17 protein-coding genes are annotated in these 20,506 nt (G+C 59.2%); 11 read left to right on the top strand and 6 right to left on the bottom strand.

Annotated elements, in window-relative coordinates:
* Positions 1-79: 79 nt before the first annotated feature.
* The gene (locus tag BLW70_RS24050) at positions 80-1,915 is read right to left on the bottom strand and encodes a sigma-54-dependent Fis family transcriptional regulator (RefSeq protein WP_074878250.1); all 1,836 of its coding nucleotides are present in this window, start codon (positions 1,913-1,915) and stop codon (positions 80-82) included.
* A gap of 427 nt (positions 1,916-2,342) precedes the next feature.
* On the opposite strand from BLW70_RS24050, the gene BLW70_RS24045 reads away from it, so the two are divergent.
* Genes BLW70_RS24045 through BLW70_RS24020 form a run of 6 tightly spaced genes read left to right on the top strand, consistent with a single transcriptional unit; the run spans position 2,343 to position 8,279 of the window.
* Positions 2,343-3,437 carry an ABC transporter ATP-binding protein gene (locus BLW70_RS24045; protein ID WP_008146067.1) on the top strand — a complete coding sequence of 365 codons (1,095 nt, stop codon included), beginning with the start codon at positions 2,343-2,345 and terminating at the stop codon, positions 3,435-3,437.
* The gene (locus BLW70_RS24040; RefSeq protein ID WP_074878248.1) at positions 3,437-4,528 is read left to right on the top strand and encodes an ABC transporter ATP-binding protein; all 1,092 of its coding nucleotides are present in this window, start codon (positions 3,437-3,439) and stop codon (positions 4,526-4,528) included. The genes BLW70_RS24045 and BLW70_RS24040 overlap by 1 nt, the downstream gene beginning before the upstream one ends.
* A 2-nt stretch (positions 4,529-4,530) precedes the next feature.
* Positions 4,531-5,397, top strand: a complete 867-nt coding sequence (locus tag BLW70_RS24035; protein WP_074878246.1) for a carbohydrate ABC transporter permease — start codon at positions 4,531-4,533, stop codon at positions 5,395-5,397.
* An 8-nt stretch (positions 5,398-5,405) separates the two neighbouring features.
* Positions 5,406-6,206, top strand: coding sequence for a carbohydrate ABC transporter permease (locus BLW70_RS24030; protein ID WP_017339615.1), 801 nt, complete (start codon positions 5,406-5,408; stop codon positions 6,204-6,206).
* A 10-nt stretch (positions 6,207-6,216) separates the two neighbouring features.
* A complete protein-coding gene (locus BLW70_RS24025; protein ID WP_008146061.1) occupies positions 6,217-6,489 on the top strand; it encodes a DUF2160 domain-containing protein in 273 nt (90 codons plus the stop codon).
* Between the two features lie 47 nt (positions 6,490-6,536).
* Positions 6,537-8,279 carry an ABC transporter substrate-binding protein gene (locus tag BLW70_RS24020; protein ID WP_074878244.1) on the top strand — a complete coding sequence of 581 codons (1,743 nt, stop codon included), beginning with the start codon at positions 6,537-6,539 and terminating at the stop codon, positions 8,277-8,279.
* A 330-nt stretch (positions 8,280-8,609) separates the two neighbouring features.
* Here the strand turns inward: BLW70_RS24020 and BLW70_RS24015 are convergent, their stop codons facing one another.
* Together BLW70_RS24015 and BLW70_RS24010 are read right to left on the bottom strand one after the other, a co-directional pair.
* The gene (locus BLW70_RS24015; RefSeq protein WP_074878242.1) at positions 8,610-10,019 is read right to left on the bottom strand and encodes a heavy metal sensor histidine kinase; all 1,410 of its coding nucleotides are present in this window, start codon (positions 10,017-10,019) and stop codon (positions 8,610-8,612) included.
* The gene (locus BLW70_RS24010) at positions 10,016-10,690 is read right to left on the bottom strand and encodes a heavy metal response regulator transcription factor (protein ID WP_074880806.1); all 675 of its coding nucleotides are present in this window, start codon (positions 10,688-10,690) and stop codon (positions 10,016-10,018) included. Before BLW70_RS24010 ends, BLW70_RS24015 begins: the two co-directional genes overlap by 4 nt.
* Before the next feature lie 464 nt (positions 10,691-11,154).
* On the opposite strand from BLW70_RS24010, the gene BLW70_RS24005 reads away from it, so the two are divergent.
* The 5 genes from BLW70_RS24005 (at position 11,155) to BLW70_RS23985 (ending at position 17,691) form a co-directional block, all read left to right on the top strand.
* Positions 11,155-12,426 carry a TolC family protein gene (locus tag BLW70_RS24005; RefSeq protein WP_074878240.1) on the top strand — a complete coding sequence of 424 codons (1,272 nt, stop codon included), beginning with the start codon at positions 11,155-11,157 and terminating at the stop codon, positions 12,424-12,426.
* A 49-nt stretch (positions 12,427-12,475) separates the two neighbouring features.
* Positions 12,476-13,660, top strand: coding sequence for an efflux RND transporter periplasmic adaptor subunit (locus BLW70_RS24000; protein WP_074878238.1), 1,185 nt, complete (start codon positions 12,476-12,478; stop codon positions 13,658-13,660).
* 65 nt (positions 13,661-13,725) lie between these two features.
* Positions 13,726-16,878, top strand: a complete 3,153-nt coding sequence (locus BLW70_RS23995; protein ID WP_074878236.1) for a CusA/CzcA family heavy metal efflux RND transporter — start codon at positions 13,726-13,728, stop codon at positions 16,876-16,878.
* Positions 16,879-17,078: 200 nt separating this feature from the next.
* A complete protein-coding gene (locus tag BLW70_RS23990; protein ID WP_074878234.1) occupies positions 17,079-17,279 on the top strand; it encodes a co-regulatory protein PtrA N-terminal domain-containing protein in 201 nt (66 codons plus the stop codon).
* Between the two features lie 79 nt (positions 17,280-17,358).
* Positions 17,359-17,691 carry a DUF2790 domain-containing protein gene (locus BLW70_RS23985; RefSeq protein ID WP_074878232.1) on the top strand — a complete coding sequence of 111 codons (333 nt, stop codon included), beginning with the start codon at positions 17,359-17,361 and terminating at the stop codon, positions 17,689-17,691.
* Positions 17,692-17,864: 173 nt separating this feature from the next.
* On the opposite strand, the gene BLW70_RS23980 is transcribed toward BLW70_RS23985, so the two are convergent.
* The 3 genes from BLW70_RS23980 to BLW70_RS31215 all read right to left on the bottom strand — a co-directional run bounded on the left by BLW70_RS23980 (position 17,865) and on the right by BLW70_RS31215 (position 20,317).
* The gene (locus BLW70_RS23980) at positions 17,865-19,190 is read right to left on the bottom strand and encodes an OprD family porin (RefSeq protein ID WP_074878231.1); all 1,326 of its coding nucleotides are present in this window, start codon (positions 19,188-19,190) and stop codon (positions 17,865-17,867) included.
* Positions 19,191-19,508: 318 nt separating this feature from the next.
* Entirely contained in the window at positions 19,509-19,886 is a 378-nt protein-coding gene (locus BLW70_RS23975; protein ID WP_074878228.1) for a type II toxin-antitoxin system VapC family toxin, read from the bottom strand.
* Positions 19,883-20,317, bottom strand: a complete 435-nt coding sequence (locus BLW70_RS31215) for a type II toxin-antitoxin system Phd/YefM family antitoxin (RefSeq protein ID WP_235865023.1) — start codon at positions 20,315-20,317, stop codon at positions 19,883-19,885. The genes BLW70_RS23975 and BLW70_RS31215 overlap by 4 nt, the downstream gene beginning before the upstream one ends.
* Positions 20,318-20,506 lie beyond the last annotated feature (189 nt).

The raw sequence follows: 20,506 nt of genomic DNA, 5'->3' as shown, positions 1-20,506 counted from the left end.
TCGCTCAGGTCGATGTATAGCGCCAGACACCCCGGTCGGCTCCCTCTCCTGGGGGAGAGGGCTGGGGAGAACGCCTCACTCAATCTCCAATCTGCCGCAACCGCTTGTAAAGCGTATTCCGGCTAACCCCCAACCTGCGGGCCAAATGGGAGATATTCCCCCCAGCCGCCTGCAACTGCCGATTCAATTCCTCGGCATCATTCAAGTCAACCACTACCGGCTCCGGCAAATCCACCGGCTCCATCTCCAAATCAACAAAAAAATCATCCGGCAAATGCTCCGGCCGCACCGGTTGTTCCTCGGCCATGGCCAGCGCTACCTGCATCACGCTGCTGACCTGGCGTAAATTCCCCGGCCACGGGTGGCGCCCGAACAACTCCAATACCTCTCGGCTCAGCCCGGCCCACTGCGATGGCTCGCGGTGTTGTTCCCACAGGCGTTTGAACAAGGCCTCTTTATCACTGCGTTCTCTTAACGGCGGCAGTTCCAGGGTCAAACCACCAATCCGGTAATACAAATCCTCACGAAACCGTCCCAACTGCACCTGCTCGCGCAACGAGCGGTTGGTTGCCGAAATAATCCGTATATCCACCGGGAACAACTCGCTGCTGCCCACCGGTTGCACACAACGCTCCTGCAACACTCGCAGCAGTCGAGCCTGAGTCGGCAACGGCATATCGCCGATTTCATCAAGGAACAGGGTGCCTTTGTCGGCCTTGCGGATCAGCCCGATGCTGCCTTTCTGGTTGGCACCGGTGAACGCACCTTTCTCGTAGCCAAACAGCTCTGACTCCACCAGTTCGGCGGGGATCGCTGCACAGTTGACGGCAATGAACGGTTTTTTACTCCGGGAGCCGGCTTGATGCAGGGCTTTGACGAAGACTTCCTTCCCGACCCCGGTTTCGCCGTGGATCAGCAACGGAATGTCTTTTTCCAGCAGCCGCTCCGCCTGGCGCACGGCTTTTTCCACGCGACTGTCGCCGAAATGAAGGGTATTGAGGCTGATCGCTGCTGGAGTTGTCACCGCCGATTCGGTGAACACTCGCGCCTGAATCGGCACCTGTTTCGGCCGCTTCAACAGGCATTGAAAGCGATTGCGCCCGGAGGCTTGCAGGGCGAAGGGCAGGCCATCGGGCTGGTTCAGTAGTTCCAGCAAGGACACCTTGAACAGGCTTTCGACGCTGACCCGCGACAGACTGATGCCCAGCAGATTGTCGGCCCGGCGGTTGGCCGACAGCACCTGACCGGTTTCATCGAAGATCAGCAACCCGGCCCATTGGCTGTCGAGGTTGTTCAGCCCGGTGTTGAAGGTCAGTTGAAAATGCTGGCCATGGAACAGGTTGAGGATCAGCCGGTTTTCCACAGTCTGACTCATCATTTTGACCATGCCGAGCGTGTGGGACGGCGGCAGGTAGCTGTCGCTGGACACATCCAGCACCGCGATGACCTTGCGTTCGGCATCGAAAATCGGTGCGGCGGAACCGGTCATGAAACGGTTGGCCTTGAGGAAATGTTCATCGTGCTCGATGTGCACTGCCTGCTCGCAGGCCAGCGCGGTGCCGATCGCATTGGTGCCGCTGCAGCGTTCCATCCAACTGGCGCCGGCGCTGAAACCGCGGGTCAGGCTCGGCTCGATAAAACGCTGGGTGCCCCAGGACGTCAGCACCTGGCCCTGATTGTCAGCGAGCATGATCAGGCAGTTGGAGTTACTGAGGATGTTCTCGTAATACGGCAGGACTTCCTGGTGAGTGGTTTGCACCAGTGAGTGCTGGCTCTCCAGCAATTGCGCAATGCCCTCGGCCGGCAACTGATCGAACGCCGGTGCGCTCTGATGATTGAGGCCGAACGCGCGGCATCGGGACCAGGAGTCCTGGATGATGGCGTCATGGGAGAGCGGCAGGGCGGGTGCGGCCATGGCAGTCGATCTCTGAGCATTATTATTTTTGTTATGAGTAACGCGATCTCTGTAGCAGCTGGCGAAGCCTGCGTTCGGCGACGCAGTCGTCGTGAAACCTGTATACGCGGTCATCCTGATACACCGCGACGACTGATATCACGACGACTGCGTCGCCGAACGCAGGCTTCGCCAGCTGCTACAAGGGCGTGTGCGATTCAGAATTTCCCGCAGTAAAAGCATCCGTAGAGTGTTGTTCACTATTGTTCATTGTCAACCGCCGGATTGTTCAATTGTTCAGTCGCGGTTGTTCATTTCTGTTCAGCAACGAACCCGGTTTTTCTTCCATTTTCAGGATTCCCAAGCCGGATCAACGGCTTGCAGTTTCTGGCACGAATGTCGCTCTGTTGCTCAGGTCGCTTGACTCCAATAATAAAAAGGCCGAGCCATGTCGTTAACCCTGGAGCACGTCAGCCGCACCGTCGAGGGCCAGACCTGGATCGACGATGCGTGCCTTAGTTTCGAAGCCGGATCCTTCAACGTTTTGCTCGGGCGCACGCTGTCCGGCAAAACCAGTCTCATGCGCCTGATGGCCGGTCTGGACAAGCCCGACAGCGGGCGCATCCTGATGAATGGCGTCGACGTTACCCAGCGCCCGGTGCGATTGCGCAACGTGTCGATGGTTTATCAGCAGTTCATCAACTACCCAACCATGACGGTGTTCGAGAACATCGCCTCGCCCTTGCGCCAGGGCGGCGTTTCCAATGAGCTGATCCAGAGCAAAGTGCTGGAAACCGCAAAGATGTTGCGCATCGAGAAATTCCTCCAGCGCCATCCGCTTGAACTCTCCGGCGGTCAGCAACAGCGCACGGCAATGGCCCGGGCGCTGGTCAAGGATGCCGAGCTGATCCTGTTCGATGAGCCGCTGGTGAACCTCGACTACAAACTGCGCGAAGAATTGCGTCAGGAAATGCGCGAGCTGTTCAAGGCTCACCACACCATCGCCATCTACGCCACCACCGAACCCAACGAAGCCCTGGCGCTGGGCGGCACCACCACCATTCTTCATGAAGGCCGGGTGATTCAAAGCGGCAAGTCTTCCGAGGTTTATCACCAGCCGCAAACCGTGCTGGCGGCGGAGCTGTTCTCCGAGCCGCCGATCAACCTGATGCCGGGGCGTATCGCCGGCAACGAAGTCAGCTTCGCCAATTTCGTGCACTTCCCGCTCAACGTCGATCTGCGGCCAGTGGGCGAGGGCGAGTTCCGCTTTGGCGTACGGCCCAGCCATATTTCGCTGGTGCCAAGCAACGACGATGACCTGGAACTGGCGGTGACCGTTGAGGTGGCCGAGATCAGCGGGTCGGAAACTTTCCTGCACGTGCGCAACGAACATTTCCTGCTGGTGCTGCACTTGCCCGGCGTCCACGAATACGACGTCGATGCGCCGATTCGGATCTATATCCCGACCCATAAACTGTTTGTCTTCGATACGCAGGGGCGGCTGGTCCAGGCGCCCGGTCGCCGTATCGCGAGGGTTGCCTGATGGCCGAGATTCGTTTGCAGCACCTTGCCCACAGTTACAGCCGCACGCCGACCGGCCCCGAGGATTACGCGATTCGCGAGATGGACCACGTCTGGGAGCAGGGGGGGGCTTACGCACTGCTCGGGCCTTCGGGCTGCGGTAAATCGACCTTGCTCAACATCATTTCCGGATTGCTCAGTCCGTCCCAGGGCCAGGTGCTGTTCGACAGCAAAGTGGTCAACGACCTGACCCCGGAGAAGCGCAACATCGCTCAGGTTTTCCAGTTTCCGGTGGTCTACGACACCATGACCGTGTTCGATAACCTGGCCTTCCCCCTGCGTAATCAGGGCATGGCCGAGGCGAAAATTCACAGCAAGGTGCAGGAAATCGCTGAAGTCCTGGACCTCCAGGTGTTGCTGGGCAAGAAGGCGCGCAACCTCACCGCCGATGAAAAGCAGAAAGTCTCCATGGGCCGAGGGCTGGTGCGCGATGACGTGTCGGCGATTCTGTTCGATGAACCGCTGACCGTGATCGACCCGCACTTGAAGTGGAAATTGCGGCGCAAGCTCAAGCAGATCCACGAGCAGTTCAACATCACCATGGTCTACGTCACCCACGATCAGCTCGAAGCCTCGACCTTCGCTGACAAGATCGCGGTGATGTACGGCGGGCAGATTGTGCAATTCGGTACGCCGCGAGAACTGTTCGAGCGGCCGAGCCACACCTTTGTCGGCTATTTCATCGGCAGTCCGGGGATGAACCTGATCGAGGTTCAGCCGCAGCCTGGCGGTGTCGGTTTCGCCTCGACGCATTTGCCGCTTTCCGATGCTCAGCAGAAACGCGTCGCCGAGTCCGAGTGGAAAACCCTGAAGGTCGGTATCCGTCCGGAGTTCGTGCACGTGTGGGATGAGCCGTTTGATGAGGCGATGCAGGCACAGGTCGTACACGTCGAAGACCTTGGCACCTACAAGATCATGACCCTGAACCTCGACGGCGCCCCTTTGAAAGTGCGCCTGGCCGAAGACAAGCCAGTGCCTGAGGGAATCGCCTACATCAGCTTCCCGGCGCAATGGTTGATGGTGTATGCCGACGAATACCTCCTGGAGACGTAGCCATGAACAAGGTGCAGAACAACAAGGCCTGGTGGCTGGTGTTGCCGGTGTTTTTGCTGGTGGCGTTCAGTGCGGTGATCCCGATGATGACCGTGGTCAATTACTCGGTGCAGGACATTTTCGACCAGTCCAGCCGCTACTTCGTCGGCGCCGACTGGTACAGGCAAGTGCTGCTCGATCCGCGCTTGCACGACTCATTACTGCGTCAGTTCATCTATTCCGGCTGTGTGCTGCTGATCGAAATCCCGCTGGGCATCGCCATCGCCCTGACCATGCCGACCAAGGGCCGCTGGTCGTCGCTGGTGCTGATCATCCTGGCGATTCCGTTGCTGATTCCGTGGAACGTGGTGGGGACGATCTGGCAGATCTTCGGTCGGGCGGACATTGGCCTGCTCGGCGCCAGCCTCAAGGCCATGGGCATCAACTACAACTATGCGGCCAACACCATGGACGCCTGGGTCACGGTGCTGGTGATGGACGTCTGGCACTGGACGTCGTTGGTGGCGCTGTTGTGTTTCTCCGGTTTGCGGGCGATTCCGGACGTGTATTACCAGGCGGCACGGATTGATCGGGCATCGGCCTGGGCGGTGTTCCGACACATTCAGTTGCCCAAGCTCAAGAGCGTATTGCTGATCGCGGTGATGCTGCGGTTCATGGACAGTTTCATGATCTACACCGAGCCGTTTGTGCTGACCGGTGGCGGTCCGGGGAATGCCACGACCTTCCTGAGCCAGACCCTGACGCAAATGGCGATCGGGCAGTTCGACCTCGGCCCGGCGGCGGCTTTCTCGCTGGTGTACTTCCTGATCATCCTGTTGGTGTCCTGGCTGTTCTACACGGCCATGACTCACTCTGACGCCAACCGCTGAGGTCTGCCATGAGTAAAAGAAAGCTCATTCCGTTGCTGATTTACATCCTGTTCCTGCTGGTACCGATCTACTGGTTGCTGAACATGTCCTTCAAGAGCAACACCGAAATCCTCAGCGGCCTGACGTTGTTTCCGCAGGATTTCACCTTCGCCAACTACAAGGTGATTTTCACCGATCCGGCCTGGTACACCGGTTATCTCAACTCGCTGTACTACGTGAGCCTGAACACGGTGATTTCCCTGAGCGTGGCCTTGCCGGCCGCGTATGCGTTCTCGCGCTATCGTTTTCTCGGTGACAAGCACCTGTTTTTCTGGCTCCTGACCAATCGCATGGCGCCGCCAGCGGTGTTTTTGCTGCCGTTCTTCCAGCTGTATTCCTCGATTGGTTTGTTCGACACCCACATCGCGGTTGCGTTGGCTCATTGCCTGTTCAACGTGCCATTGGCGGTGTGGATTCTTGAGGGCTTCATGTCCGGCGTGCCGAAGGAAATCGACGAAACCGCCTACATTGACGGCTACAGTTTTCCCAAGTTCTTCGTGAAGATCTTCGTTCCGCTGATCGGCTCCGGGATCGGTGTGACGGCGTTTTTCTGCTTCATGTTTTCCTGGGTCGAGCTGCTGCTGGCGCGGACGCTGACCTCGGTCAACGCCAAACCGATTGCGGCGGTGATGACGCGCACGGTCTCGGCGTCCGGCATCGACTGGGGCGTGCTGGCGGCGGCGGGGGTGTTGACTATCCTGCCAGGCATGCTGGTGATCTGGTTTGTTCGCAACCACGTGGCCAAGGGCTTTGCCCTGGGCCGGGTCTGAGGAGCTGATGATGGAATGGATGAGTTGGACCGGTCCTACGGCGGCATTCTTCAGCGTCATTGCCTTGATCCTGGTGGGCATGACGACCTGGGAACTGCGGTCGCCGAGCATTCTTCGCCGTGGTTTGTTGCCGATTGCCACCACCCGTGGCGATCGGTTGTTTATCGGTCTTCTCGGCAGCGCCTACCTGCATTTGCTGGTAATCGGCGTCACCGACTGGAGCATCTGGGTGGCGTTCGCGTTGTCCCTGGTGTGGCTGTTGGCTGTGATGCGTTGGGGCTAGTCGAATCGCTCGGCAAAGTTGCTCCGAAACCCTATAAGGAGGTCTCTATGTTCGACAAAAACAATAAGCTGCGACATAGCGTTTCATTGGCAGCCATGCTGGCACTCAGCGGGTTGAGCGCTGCAGCCTGGGCCGATGCCTATGAAGACGCCGCCAAGAAATGGATTGGCAGCGAATTCAAACCGTCCACCCTCACCCCGGAACAGCAGCTCGAAGAGTTGAAGTGGTTCATCAAGGCGTCCGAGCCGTTTCGCGGGATGAGCATCAAGGTGGTTTCGGAAACCATCGCGACCCACGAATATGAATCCAAAACCCTGGCCAAAGCCTTTACCGAAATCACCGGGATCAAGCTGACCCACGACTTGCTGCAAGAAGGCGACGTGGTGGAAAAGCTGCAGACCCAGATGCAATCGGACAAGAACATCTATGACGGCTGGGTCAACGACTCGGACCTGATCGGCACGCACTTTCGCTACGGCAAAACCGAATCGATCACCGACCTGATGGCCAACGAAGGCAAGGCTTACACCTCGCCGACCCTGGACATCAAAGACTTCATCGGCATCTCGTTCACCACCGCGCCGGACGGCAAGATCTATCAGCTACCCGACCAGCAGTTTGCCAACCTTTACTGGTTTCGCGCCGACTGGTTCGAGCGGGCGGATCTGAAAGCAAAATTCAAGGAAAAATTCGGTTACGAACTGGGCGTGCCGGTGAACTGGTCGGCCTATGAAGACATCGCCAAATTCTTCAGTGAAGACATCAAGGAAATCGACGGCAAGCGCGTCTACGGTCACATGGACTACGGCAAGAAAGACCCGTCCCTGGGCTGGCGCTTCACCGATGCCTGGTTCTCGATGGCCGGCGCTGGCGACAAAGGCATTCCCAACGGCTTGCCGGTGGACGAGTGGGGCATCCGCGTCGAGGACTGCCATCCGGTTGGTTCCAGCGTGACCCGCGGCGGCGACACCAACGGCCCGGCGGCGGTCTATGCCACCACTAAATACGTCGACTGGCTGAAGAAATACGCGCCACCGGAAGCGGCGGGCATGACCTTCTCCGAATCCGGTCCGGTGCCGTCCCAGGGCAACATCGCGCAGCAGATCTTCTGGTACACCGCGTTTACCGCCGACATGACCAAACCGGGCTTGCCGGTGATGAACGCCGACGGCACGCCGAAATGGCGCATGGCACCGTCGCCGAAAGGTCCGTACTGGGAAGAGGGCATGAAACTCGGTTATCAGGACGCCGGTTCCTGGACCTTCCTCAAGTCCACGCCTGAGAAGCAAAAACTCGCGGCCTGGCTGTACGCGCAGTTCGTGACCTCGAAAACCGTATCCCTGAAGAAAACCATCGTCGGCCTGACACCAATCCGCGAGTCGGACATCAACTCGCAAGCCATGACCGACCTGGCGCCGAAACTCGGTGGTCTGGTCGAGTTCTATCGCAGCCCGGCCCGTGTGCAATGGACCCCGACCGGGACCAACGTGCCGGACTATCCGCGTTTGGCACAACTGTGGTGGAGCCACATCGCCGAAGCGGCCAGCGGCGAGAAAACCCCGCAACAGGCGCTGGATGGTCTGGCCAAGGATCAGGACGCGATCTTGACCCGTCTGGAACGCTCGAAGGCGCAAGCCACCTGCGCACCGAAAATGAACCCCGAACGTGACGCGCAGTACTGGTTGGACCAACCGGGTGCACCGAAGCCGAAACTGGCGAACGAGAAGCCTAAAGGTGAAACCGTGAGCTATGCCGAACTGCTGAAATCGTGGGAGGCGGCGCGTAAGTAAGCGTCTGTAATGTGAAACGCAAACGGCACCGTGAGGTGCCGTTTTCTTTGGCGCCTGATCCATTGCAATCGCGAGCAGGCTCACTCCTACAATGATCTGCGGTGTTCACAGCATTTGTGACCGGCACAACGCCTGTAGGAGTGAGCCTGCTCGCGATAGCAGTGTGTCAGGCAACAAAGGTGTTGACTGACCGGGCGCCTTCGCAGGCAAGCCCGTTCCCGCAGGTTTCAGTGATGTCTACAGATTCTGTGACCACCCCCGATCACTGTGGGAGCCGGGCTTGCCCGCGAAGTGGCCGGCCCGGATATTGGAAGTCGGGAGCCGGACACCTCAGCGCGCCACCCGCTCAACCGCAGGAAATCCCAACCGAAACACCGTCATCGCCCCCGGCAAGCTCTTCACCTCGGCCACACCCTGATGCAGGCTCATGATCGACCGCACAATCGCCAACCCCAACCCGGTGCTGCCCTGTGAACGCGAGCGGCTGCTGTCGACCCGGTAGAACCGATCAAACAGGTGCGGCAGATGCTGCGCCTCAATCCCAGCGCCCGGGTTGCTGACCAGCAACGAAACCTGGGTCGCGCCGCGCTCAATCAGCAGCGTTACGGTTTTCCCGGGCGGGCAGTGGCGTAGTGCGTTGGACAGCAAATTCGAGATCGCCCGTTGAATCATCAACCGGTCACCCATCACCTGCGCACTGCCGACCACGTTCAGATGGACCTGCTTGTCCTGCGCCGACAGGGAAAACATCTCGGCGACTTTCCAGGCTTCTTCTTCCAGGGCAACCGACTCGAACGGCGCGAGCGCCGACGGGTGACTGACCTGTGCCAGAAACAGCATGTCCGAGACAATCCGCGCCACGCGCTCCAGCTCTTCAGTGCAGCAAACCAGGACATCCTTGTACTCATTCACGCTGCGTTCGCGGGACAACGTCACCTGCGCCTTGCCCATCAAATTGTTGATCGGCGTACGCAGCTCATGCGCCAAATCATCAGAGAACTGCGACAGCTGCTGCACACCGGCGTCGAGACGATGCAGCATGAAGTTGATGCCCTGCGCCAGTTCGCTCAGCTCCTGGGGCATGTTCACCACCGACAGCCGATGATCCAGATCCTGGGTCGAGACCATCGCCGCCACTTTGCGAAATTCACGCATCGGCGCCAGACCGCGCTGCACCGCGCCCCAGGCACTCAGTCCGATAAAGATCAGCAGTAACGGCAAGGCAATCAGGGTCGAGCGCAGGTAGGCGCTGAGCAAGGCCTCATCGTGGGCGTTGTCCATCGATAACAGCACCGGGACGCGTGTGCCGTCCTTGAGGCTGATCAGCCTGGACGCTGTGAGGAATTTCGCCCCCTTGGCGTCGGTGTTGGTGGTGTAGGCCAACTCGTCGCTGACGGCCCGCACCGCCTTCAATTCAAGTCGCGGATCGGCCATGCCGGTGCCGGATTTGAGCAGTTGCGTGCGCAGGTTGTTGCGGTCGTAAATGGTTAGCGTGAGGTTGTCATGGCCCATGACCTGATCAAGCAGGATGTGCGGTTTCGCCCTGATTTCGCCGGGGTCAGTGTACAGCGACAGGCTGTGTTCAACCTGCTCCATCTTCTTTTCCAGACTGTCCCTGGATAACCCGTTCAGCTCATGGGTCAGGGCGAAATACGCCAGGATCGCCAGGAACACCACGAGCAGCGCGCCGAGAATACTGACCGTCAGCCCCAGCCGCATCGACAGGCTGGCCGGCTTCATTCCCGCGACTCCAGCACGTAGCCGACACCGCGCAGGGTGTGGATCAACTTGTTGTCGAACGGGTCATCGATCTTCGCCCGCAACCGCCTGATCGACACTTCGACCACGTTGGTGTCGCAGTCGAAGTTCATGTCCCACACCAGCGAAATGATCTGGGTGCGGGTCAGCACTTCGCCGGACTGGCGCATCAACAGATGCAGCAGGGCGAACTCCTTGGTGGTCAGGTCGATACGCTGTTCGCCACGAAACGCACGATGACGGCCAGGGTCGAGTTCCAGGTCGGCGACTTTCAGTACCTGCGGCACCGGGATGTTCTCGCTGCGACGCATCAGAGAGCGCACCCGTGCCAGCAATTCCGGAAACTCGAACGGCTTGAGCAGATAATCGTCGGCGCCCAGATCGAGGCCACGAATCTTGTCAGCCAGGCGACCGCGCGCGGTGAGCATCATCACCCGCGTGGAGTGAGTGCGACGCAGTTGTTCCAGCACGCCCCAGCCGTCCAGTTCCGGCAGATTCACATCCAGAATGATCAGGTCATAAACCTGTTGTTGCGCCAGATGCAATCCATCGGCGCCATTGGCGGCGTGGTCAACGATATAACCACTTTCCGTCAGTCCCTGATGTAAGTATTCGGCAGCTTTAAGCTCGTCCTCGACGACAAGGATTCGCATGATCAATCACCACTTTCATTGAATGGATATTTAATTAAGGTGGCCGGGAAAGTTGTTGTTTTTGTAAGGGCTTCCGGACGGGTTTGAATAACGAATCACTATTTTCCTACAGCACTTTCTCCGTTTGCAGGCGTGCAAGGTAAAGGCTGTAGTGACTACAGAGTCAACCGATTACTCGGTGTTGAGGCTTTAAAACCACAGTCTGCGACAGCCTGTCGCAGCAGGCGGGAACAAAAATCCATCTGCCTCATGAGAGGTGAATTGAGACAAGTACTGTTCGACGGATGCCGGCACATCATTTGTTTCTATGTATTGCTAGTTAGGTATTTGCGCTTTGCATGCTAGAGCAAAACAACTTGGCGCAACCGTGGATAACGGATTTGTAATGTTTCAGTCACCTTGTCGATAAGTTCAAAACCCTACCGTGGCGGCATCGAAGATTCTTGATTAAAGGAAGTATTCCATTGCCCGGTTTAAGAGAACTGACGGCGCGGTCACGCCTGAAAAAAACGGCGTGGATGGTCATGGTCAGCGGCGGTTTGTTGCTGGCCGGCGCGCCTTTTGCCAATGCATCGACCCTGACCCTCGATCAGGCCCTGCAAACCGCATTCGCCGGCAACCCGGATCTGGCAGCGGCGCAATGGGAAATCGGCATCGCCGAGGGTGACCGCCAGCAGGCCGGTCTGATCCCCAACCCCGAAGTGTCGTGGGAAGCCGAGGACACCCGCCGCGATTCGCGCACCACCACAGTGATGCTCAGCCAGCCGATTGAACTGGGCGGCAAGCGCGGCGCGCGGATCGATGTCGCCAGCCGCGCCCAGGACGCCGCCGGGATCGAACTGCAGCGCAAGCGCAATGTCTTGCGCGCCGATGTGGTTCAGGCATTCACCAGCGCCCAGACTGCGCAGCAACGCGTGCAGTTGTCTCGCCAGTCGCTGCAACTGGCCGAGCACGGATTGCGCGTGGCGCTGGGGCGGATCGAGGCGGGCAAGTCGTCGCCAGTCGAAGGCACACGGGCGCAAGTGCAACGCTCCGAAGTGCGACTGGAACTGAGCCGCGCCGAACGGGATCAGGCCAACGCCTATCAGCAACTGGCGCAGGTCATGGGCGCACCGTTACCGACTTCGACCACCGTGCAGACGGCCACGCAAAGCATGCCCGCCGTGCCGCCGCCGACCCGCTTGCTGGAGCGCCTGAACGAGACCGCCGAGCTGCAGCTGGCCACGTTGCAGATCGATCAGCGCGAGGCATCGTTGGGACTGGAGAAGGCGCAACGGATTCCCGACCTGACCGTGAGCATCGGCAGTCAGTACAGCGAACAGGAGCGCGAGCGGGTCAACGTGGTCGGGCTGTCGATGCCGATTCCGCTGTTCAACCGCAATCAGGGCAACGTGCTGGCGGCAGCGCGCCGTACCGATCAGGCGCGGGATCTGCGCAACGCCACCGAGCTGCGCTTGCGCACCGAAATCCAGACCACCCTTGAGCAATGGCAGACCGCCAACGGCGAAGTCCAGGCGTTCAACCAGACCATCCTGCCCGCCGCACAACGTGCAGTGGACAGCGCCACGCGCGGCTTCGAAATGGGCAAGTTCGGTTTCCTCGACGTGCTCGACGCCCAGCGCACCCTGATCAGCGCCCGCACCCAATACATCCAGGCCGTTGCCGAGGCGACGGAAGCGCGGGTGCGCATCGAACGCATTTTCGGCGACCTCGGCGCACTCGCCGTCAGCCCTTGAATTTCACCTTTCAGATCACTGCGCGATGGCATGGCGCAGAGGAGTTTCCATGGATAAAAAACTGATCGTTGTCGCGGTGGCAACGTTGGCGCTGGGCATTGGTATTGGCTCGATGTGGGCGGGCAACGGGTCCATCGAGGCCCACGCCGATGAAGCGGCGGAGCATGCGGACCACGACGAAAAAGGCGTTGCAGCCGAAGGTGAAGAGGGGCATCTGACGTTGAGTGCCGAGCAGATCGCGGCGGCGGGCATTCAACTGACCGAAGCGCGGGCGCAAAGCATCAGCCTCGGTTTGTCGTTCCCCGGCGAAGTGCGCCTGGACGAAGACCGCACCGCCCACGTCGTACCGCGGGTGCCAGGGGTAGTCGAGTCGGTGTCGGTCAATCTCGGGCAGTGGGTGAAGAAGGGCCAGCTGCTGGCGGTGATCGCCAGTCAGCAGATCTCCGATCAGCGTAGCGAACAGGCTGCGGCGCAACGGCGCTTGGCCTTGGCGCGCACCACCTACGAGCGCGAGAAGCAGTTGTGGCAGGACAAGATTTCCGCCGAGCAGGATTTGCTGCAGGCGCGCCAGGCGCTGGAAGAAGCCGAAATCGCCGTGAACAACGCCCGGCAAAAGATCAGCGTACTCAGTGGCAGCGTGGTTGCCACCGGCGGCAATCGTTATGAACTGCGCGCGCCGTTCGACGGGGTGGTAGTGGAAAAGCATCTGACGTCAGGGGAGGTGGTCGACGAAACCACGGCGGCGTTCACGCTCTCGGACCTGTCGCGAGTGTGGGTAACCTTCGGCGTTTCGTCCAAGGATCTGAACAAGGTGCAGGTGGGCAAAGCGGTCACTGTCAGCGCCCCGGAACTCAATGCGCAAGTCGCCGGCACGGTGGCTTACGTCGGCAGTTTACTCGGCGAACAGACCCGTACCGCCACCGTTCGCGTCACCTTGGAAAACCCTCAAGGTTCGTGGCGTCCCGGATTGTTCGTCACCGCACTGGTCGCTACCGACAGCCGTCAGGCCAACGTGGCGGTGCCGGAAGCTGCGATCCAGACCGTCGAGGACAAACCCACGGTGTTCGTGCGCACCGATGACGGCTTCGAGGCGCGGGCCGTGGAGCTGGGCAGTCGTGCAGCGGGGCAGGTGGAAGTTACGCAGGGGCTGGAGGCCGGTGCGCAAGTCGCTGCGGCCGGCAGCTTCGTTCTCAAATCGGAACTGGGCAAGGCCTCGGCCGAGCACTCTCATTGAAGAAGCTCATTGAAGACTCCCCCTAAAGACGCCCATCGATTCGCCCCCTCGACGAGAAGGTTCTCATGTTCGAACGCCTGATCCAGTTTGCCATCGAGCAGCGCATCATCGTGCTGCTTGCCGTTCTGCTCATGGCCGGCCTCGGGATCGCCAGTTATCAAAAACTGCCGATCGACGCCGTGCCCGACATCACCAACGTCCAGGTGCAAATCAACACCGGCGCCGCCGGGTTCTCGCCGCTGGAAACCGAGCAGCGCATCACCTTCCCGATTGAAACCGCCATGGCCGGTCTGCCGGCGCTGGAGCAGACCCGTTCGCTGTCGCGTTCGGGGCTGTCGCAGGTCACGGTGATTTTCAAGGACGGCACCGACCTGTTCTTCGCCCGGCAATTGGTCAACGAGCGGTTACAGATCGCCAAGGAGCAATTGCCCGAGGGCACCAACGCGGTGATGGGGCCGATTTCCACTGGCCTCGGCGAGATATTCCTGTGGACCGTGGAAGCCAGGGAAGGTGCGCTCAAGGACGATGCAAGTGCCTACACGCCGACGGATTTGCGGGTGATTCAGGACTGGATCATCAAGCCGCAACTGCGCAACGTCCCTGGTGTGGCCGAGATCAACACCATCGGCGGCTTTGCCAAGGAATACCAGATCGCCCCCGATCCGAAACGGCTGGCGGCCTACAAGTTGACCCTCACCGACCTGATCACGGCGCTTGAGCGCAACAACGCCAACGTCGGCGCCGGGTACATCGAGCGCAACGGCGAGCAGTTGCTGATTCGTGCGCCGGGGCAAGTGGCGAGCATCGAGGACATCGCCAATATCGTCATGGCCAACGTCGATGGCACGCCGATCCGGGTGAAGAACGTCGCCACCGTGGACATCGGCCGCGAACTGCGCAGCGGCGCGGCCACGGAAAACGGCCGTGAAGTGGTGCTCGGCACCGTGTTCATGCTGATCGGCGAAAACAGCCGCACCGTGTCCCAGGCCGTCGCCAGCAAGCTGGAGCAGATCAACCGTTCGCTGCCCAAAGGCGTGATCGCGGTGCCGGTGTACGACCGCACGCACCTGGTGGACAAGGCCATTGCCACGGTGAAAAAGAACCTGATCGAAGGCGCGATTCTGGTGATCGCGATTCTGTTCCTGTTTCTCGGCAACATCCGCGCGGCATTGATTACCGCGATGGTGATTCCGTTGTCGATGCTATTCACCTTCACCGGTATGTACAGCAACAGGGTCAGCGCCAACCTGATGAGCCTGGGCGCCCTCGACTTCGGCATCATCGTCGACGGCGCGGTGGTGATCGTCGAAAACACCCTGCGACGGCTGGCCCATGCACAGCAGCATCACGGGCGTTTGCTGACCCGCTCCGAGCGTTTGCGTGAAGTGTTTGCGGCGGCCAAAGAGGCTCGGCGACCGCTGATTTTCGGCCAGTTGATCATCATGGTCGTGTACCTGCCGATCTTTGCCCTGAGCGGCGTCGAAGGGAAAATGTTCCACCCGATGGCGTTCACCGTGGTCATCGCCTTGCTCGGCGCCATGCTGCTGTCGGTGACCTTTGTGCCGGCCGCGATTGCGCTGTTCGTCACCGGCAAGGTCAAGGAAGAAGAGGGCATGGTGATGCGCGGTGCGCGCCGGGTGTATGCGCCGGCGCTGGCGTGGGTGATGAACCATCGCGCCGTGGCGGTGGGCGCGGCGTTGGGCGTGATTGTGCTCAGCGGCGTGCTGACCAGCCGCATGGGCAGCGAGTTCGTGCCGAGCCTCAGCGAGGGCGATTTTGCCCTGCAAGCCTTGCGCGTGCCGGGCACCAGCCTCACGCAATCGGTGGACATGCAGCAGCGTCTGGAAACCCTGATCCTGGGCAAAGTACCGGAAGTCGAGCGCGTGTTCGCCCGCACAGGCACTGCGGAAATCGCCTCCGACCCGATGCCGCCGAACATCTCCGACAGCTACGTGATGCTCAAGCCAAAAGAGCAATGGCCGGACCCGGACAAGTCTCGCGAAACCCTGATGGCGGAACTGCAACAGGCCGCCGCGACGTTGCCGGGCAGTAACTACGAACTGTCGCAGCCGATTCAGTTGCGCTTCAACGAACTGATCTCCGGCGTGCGCAGCGACGTCGCGGTCAAGGTGTTCGGCGATGACATGGACGTGCTCAACGCCACCGCGGCGAAGATTGCCGCCGCCATGCAGAAGGTCAATGGCGCCTCTGAAGTCAAAGTCGAACAAACCACCGGCCTTCCGGTGCTGACCATCAACATCGACCGCGACAAGGCGGCGCGTTACGGGCTCAACGTCGGCGATGTGCAGGACACCATTGCCGTCGCGGTGGGTGGGCGTCAGGCCGGCACGTTGTATGAAGGCGACCGACGTTTCGACATGGTGGTGCGGTTGTCCGATGCCATGCGCAAGGACATCGAAGGTCTGTCGGCGCTGTTGATTCCGGTGCCGGCACCGCTCAATGGCGCGGCTGATCAGATTGGTTTTATTGCCTTGAAAGAAGTCGCCAGCCTTGATGTGGTGCTGGGGCCGAATCAGGTCAGCCGCGAAAATGGCAAGCGCCTGGTGATCGTCAGCGCCAACGTGCGCGGGCGCGATATCGGGTCGTTCGTCGAAGACGCGGGCGAGGTGATCGAGCGAGAGGTGCAGGTGCCTGCGGGTTACTGGATAAGTTGGGGCGGGCAGTTCGAGCAACTGCAATCGGCGGCCAAGCGCCTGCAGATCGTGGTGCCGGTGGCGTTGCTGCTGGTGTTCGGGTTGTTGTTCATGATGTTCAACAACCTCAAGGATGGCTTGCTGGTGTTCACCGGGATTCCGTTTGCGTTGACCGGCGGGGTCATGGCGCTGTGGTTGCGGGACATTCCGCTGTCAATCTCGGCAGGCGTGGGCTTCATCGCGCTGTCGGGGGTAGCGGTGCTCAACGGGCTGGTGATGATTGCGTTCATCCGCAACCTGCGGGAGGAGGGGCGTTCGCTGTCTGATGCGATCAACGTAGGCGCGCTGACACGTCTGCGCCCGGTGTTGATGACGGCGCTGGTGGCGTCACTGGGCTTTATTCCGATGGCGCTGGCGACCGGTACTGGCGCGGAAGTGCAGCGACCATTGGCGACGGTGGTGATTGGCGGGATCCTGTCCTCGACCCTCCTGACGCTGCTGATCTTGCCGGCGCTGTATCAGCTCGCCCATCGCCGAGAAGAAGACACAGCTCCAACAGAGTAGGTGATCTACCTGTGGGAACTAGCCTGCTAGCGATAGCAAATCTGTCAGTCGACACTGATGTTGATTGATCCATCGCCTTCGCGAGCAAGCCCGCTCCCACAGTTTTTTGGCACATAACGGATATGTAATTTGCGCGCCACCGTTACGAAAGGTTCGGATTGTTACCTTGATCCCGTCAGCTACTAAACGAGGAATCAAACATGAAATTCGCACAAATCAGTGCCTTTGCAGCAGCGTTGGCGATGTCTTCTCTGGTCTTGGCCGAAGGCGGCGGTGATCGGACCTTCGCAAAAATGATGACCGCCAATGACCGCTCTGTAGAGCTGTTCGTCGCCAAGGAACAAGCTCGCGACCCCGTCGTCGTCAATGAAAAGAAAGACGGCAACACCAAAGACTTGTAAGCGCATCGCACTTGAACAAGCCCGTCATCGAGTCTCGATGCCGGGTTTTTTTATGAGCCAGGATTGGAAGGAAATGGATATGAAAGTGCTTAAGTCAATGACGTTCGCCAGCGTGCTGACGATGTCCCTGAATGTGTTCGCCGAGGGTGGTGGTGACCGGACGTTCGAGCGGGCGCTGAGTGCCAATACCAAAGCCATGCAGCAGTACGCGGCCAACCAGGGCAAACCGGCGCCGGTGGTCAAGGACTACGAATACGGAATGAAGCTGGACGTGGTGAAAGTGGTGAGCGTTGTGCGCCCGCCAGCTGCCTGCGCCGTAGTCCCCACGGCCATGACCTATGAAGACTCCAAGGGCCAGCTCAACACCATCAAATACACGGTGGCGGGGGATTGCCGCAATCGCGGCGGCTGACACCGTCTTGATGGCCAGGACCGGATTCCCCCATAGGAGCTACCGAATATTCGGCAGCTCCTATGGGTTTTATTCAGGCGCACATAAAAAAGGCGCCCCGAAGGACGCCAAAGATTCACCTCTTACCAAAGGAGCAAGGAGCTTCTAAAGGTGAATGTGTAGCAACCGCTCAATCAGAGAATCGCCAACGGGTACTCGACAATCACCCGCACTTCATCCAGATCCGATTCAAACGCCGTGGCGCGAGTCGTGGCCTGGCGCAAACGCAGCGACAAGTCTTTCATCGAACCGCTCTGCACCACGTATTTGACTTCGACATCACGCTCCCAGCGCTTCTGGTCGGTCAACGGATTGCCGTCAGCATCGCGGCGCATGTACACGGCGTTGGCGTTGGAGTAATCGGCGTCGGTGCCTCGGGCGTAACGAGTCATGAACGATAGCCCCGGCACACCGTAAGTGGTCATGTCGAGGTCGTAGCGCACCATCCACGAACGTTCCTTGGGCGAGTTGAAGTCGCTGTACTGGATGGAGTTGTCGAGGAAGATCGAGTCGGATTGACGCAGGTAATCGAAGTCGTCATTGCCGTTGTTGCGCTGGTGCGAAAGCGCAACGGAGTGCGCGCCGAGTTTCACGCCGACCCGGCCGCTCCAGATGTTGTTATCGAACTTGCCGAGCAATTGTTTGCCTTCGTCGACAGCCTTGTAATAGTTCAGGCCGCCAAACAGCGACAGGTCATCCGATAGCGGATAGGTCCAGGCAGTGCCGGCGTAGTACTGATTCCAGGCATCCTTGAGGCGGCTGGAGTACAGGCTGAAACTGAGGTTCTTGTTCAGTACATAGTCGCCGCCGCCGTAAGCGATCCACGGCGAATTGACCGGGCCGGCATAAAACGTGGCGAAGTTCTCGCGCATGTCGCTGGACACGGGTTGGCTCATCGCATGCAACCGACCGCCCTGAATCGACAGGCCTTCGATGCTGGTGTTGGTCGCCGTCACGCCGCGAAAGCTTTCCGGGAGCAAGCGCGAGTCACCGGCCGCCACCACCGGGTTGGCCGGGAACACGTCACCGACCTTGACCACCGTATCGAAGGCTCGCACTTTGGCGGCGCCACCCATCTTCGTGTACTCATTGCGCGCCTCGCCATCATTGTTGACTGGCAGCACATCAAACGAACTACGGCCACCGTTGCGCCCGTCACCGGTGTCGAGCCTCAAACCGATCATCGCAAACGCATCGACACCGACGCCGACGGTGCCTTGGGTAAACCCGGATTCGAACTTGCTGATCACCGCTTGGGCCCAGGCTTCGGAATAACCATTGCCGGTGGGGCTGGACTGGCCGTTGCGGTGATCACGGTTGAAGTAGAAGTTACGGTTGAGCACCGTCAGGCTGCTGCCCTCGATAAACCCTTCGGCTTTATCATCCGCCATCACCATGGACGGTCCGGAGCCGACCACCACCGCTAAAGCGGCCATCGACATTTTTGTATTGTTAACCATCAATCACTCCTTGGGTTCGGCAGAACGGGAACGTGCTTCGGCGTGGGTTTTTATTGTTCGGCGGAGAAGGCCCGCCGGCATGGTCGCCGGGTGACATCGTTGCAAGCTGCGGATAACGCCAAGGTGATGCGGGAATTACAATTTCGTTATGTGGGTGGAGTAAAAGCCCTAAGCATTCAGGTCAGGGTTGCGAGCTGATCGATCTCTGCCGAAGCAGTGATCAGCATCAGCTTTTGGTAGTTGAACCTTGCAATCAGTTAAGGAACAACACAATCCGAAGGCCCCGTTTTTTATTGCGTTGCCTAGGGACCAGCAGCCTCAAATCAAAATGGCCAACGATGTGTACTTGGCTACCATTGGATCCGCAGTAAGAAGTTTCATCGGTTCTGTCATTGCAGTGGCCACGATGAGGCGGTCGAACGGATCACGATGGTGAGGTTCCAGATCTTTCACCGCAATGGCGTGTTCGGATGAAACAGGTAGTTCAATAAATCCGCTTTGGATGCAGTATTGGCGGATTTCCTCCAGATCAACGCTTAGCTTTCCTAGACCGACCTTGATAGCCATTTCCCAGAAGGTCGCGGCGCTGACATAAACTTCAGTGGCGTTATTAATGAGTTGTCGGGCTTTGCCAGATAATTTCTGATCGTCGGCGAGTGTCCAGAGCAGTACATGGGTATCGAGCAACACCCTCATGGTTGCTGCCCTTCAAATGCATCCAGCAGGTCGTCTGGCAAAGCGGCGTCGAAGCCGTCGGTAAGGATGAGTTTGCCTTTCATCGCTCCAATTCGCTGTCCGCGCGGTCTTTCCACTGGAACCAGGCGGGCAAGGGGACGGCCGTGTTTGGCGATCGTGATGACTTGTCCGGCGGCTGCGTCATCGACGAGTTTGGATAAATTGTTTTTTGCTTCTGCTAACGGAACAATGATCATGATTCGCCCCTCCCTATATTCTGGACAAATATAGCCAGAATTTTGTGGAGCTGCAAAATTGCGCAAGACCTCAGCACAGACGAATGGCAAAAGGGTCGGTTTGATGTCGTAGCGCTCAGGTGAAGCTTCGTTCCGACGTCCAGTGGCCAAAGCGTCAGATCCGTCTACCAGTTCATAAAAGATGTCGCGTTTCATTGCTCGTCCTCGCTTCGGTTTGTCTGTCCGGCAGGCACTCAAGATAGAGGCACTACCCCAATTCTGGCTGTAGGACGAACCTGACGATTCCGCGAGAGCTTTCTGGGATTAGAGAAGGAGGGCAGGGCAGCAGTAACAAATCCCACAAACGCAAAAACGGCACCCGAAGGTGCCGTTTCTGTTTTCTAC

The sequence above is a fragment of the Pseudomonas frederiksbergensis genome (genome assembly GCF_900105495.1).
Classification (GTDB): domain Bacteria; phylum Pseudomonadota; class Gammaproteobacteria; order Pseudomonadales; family Pseudomonadaceae; genus Aquipseudomonas; species Aquipseudomonas frederiksbergensis.
The sequence above is the reverse complement of the archived record's forward strand: the minus strand, read 5'-3'. Positions and strand labels throughout refer to the sequence as shown.

What these genes read in the sequence shown, in the direction of transcription:
- BLW70_RS24025 (WP_008146061.1), top strand. Translation starts at nt 6,217, where the DNA reads ATGGAATGGATGAGTTGGACCGGTCCTACGGCGGCATTCTTCAGCGTC.
- BLW70_RS24035 (WP_074878246.1), top strand. Translation starts at nt 4,531, where the DNA reads ATGAACAAGGTGCAGAACAACAAGGCCTGGTGGCTGGTGTTGCCGGTG.
- BLW70_RS24010 (WP_074880806.1), bottom strand. Translation starts at nt 10,690, where the DNA reads ATGCGAATCCTTGTCGTCGAGGACGAGCTTAAAGCTGCCGAATACTTA.
- BLW70_RS23980 (WP_074878231.1), bottom strand. Translation starts at nt 19,190, where the DNA reads ATGGTTAACAATACAAAAATGTCGATGGCCGCTTTAGCGGTGGTGGTC.
- BLW70_RS24015 (WP_074878242.1), bottom strand. Translation starts at nt 10,019, where the DNA reads ATGAAGCCGGCCAGCCTGTCGATGCGGCTGGGGCTGACGGTCAGTATT.
- BLW70_RS24045 (WP_008146067.1), top strand. Translation starts at nt 2,343, where the DNA reads ATGTCGTTAACCCTGGAGCACGTCAGCCGCACCGTCGAGGGCCAGACC.
- BLW70_RS24000 (WP_074878238.1), top strand. Translation starts at nt 12,476, where the DNA reads ATGGATAAAAAACTGATCGTTGTCGCGGTGGCAACGTTGGCGCTGGGC.
- BLW70_RS31215 (WP_235865023.1), bottom strand. Translation starts at nt 20,317, where the DNA reads ATGAAACGCGACATCTTTTATGAACTGGTAGACGGATCTGACGCTTTG.
- BLW70_RS23975 (WP_074878228.1), bottom strand. Translation starts at nt 19,886, where the DNA reads ATGAGGGTGTTGCTCGATACCCATGTACTGCTCTGGACACTCGCCGAC.
- BLW70_RS24040 (WP_074878248.1), top strand. Translation starts at nt 3,437, where the DNA reads ATGGCCGAGATTCGTTTGCAGCACCTTGCCCACAGTTACAGCCGCACG.
- BLW70_RS23985 (WP_074878232.1), top strand. Translation starts at nt 17,359, where the DNA reads ATGAAAGTGCTTAAGTCAATGACGTTCGCCAGCGTGCTGACGATGTCC.
- BLW70_RS23990 (WP_074878234.1), top strand. Translation starts at nt 17,079, where the DNA reads ATGAAATTCGCACAAATCAGTGCCTTTGCAGCAGCGTTGGCGATGTCT.
- BLW70_RS24030 (WP_017339615.1), top strand. Translation starts at nt 5,406, where the DNA reads ATGAGTAAAAGAAAGCTCATTCCGTTGCTGATTTACATCCTGTTCCTG.
- BLW70_RS24020 (WP_074878244.1), top strand. Translation starts at nt 6,537, where the DNA reads ATGTTCGACAAAAACAATAAGCTGCGACATAGCGTTTCATTGGCAGCC.
- BLW70_RS23995 (WP_074878236.1), top strand. Translation starts at nt 13,726, where the DNA reads ATGTTCGAACGCCTGATCCAGTTTGCCATCGAGCAGCGCATCATCGTG.
- BLW70_RS24050 (WP_074878250.1), bottom strand. Translation starts at nt 1,915, where the DNA reads ATGGCCGCACCCGCCCTGCCGCTCTCCCATGACGCCATCATCCAGGAC.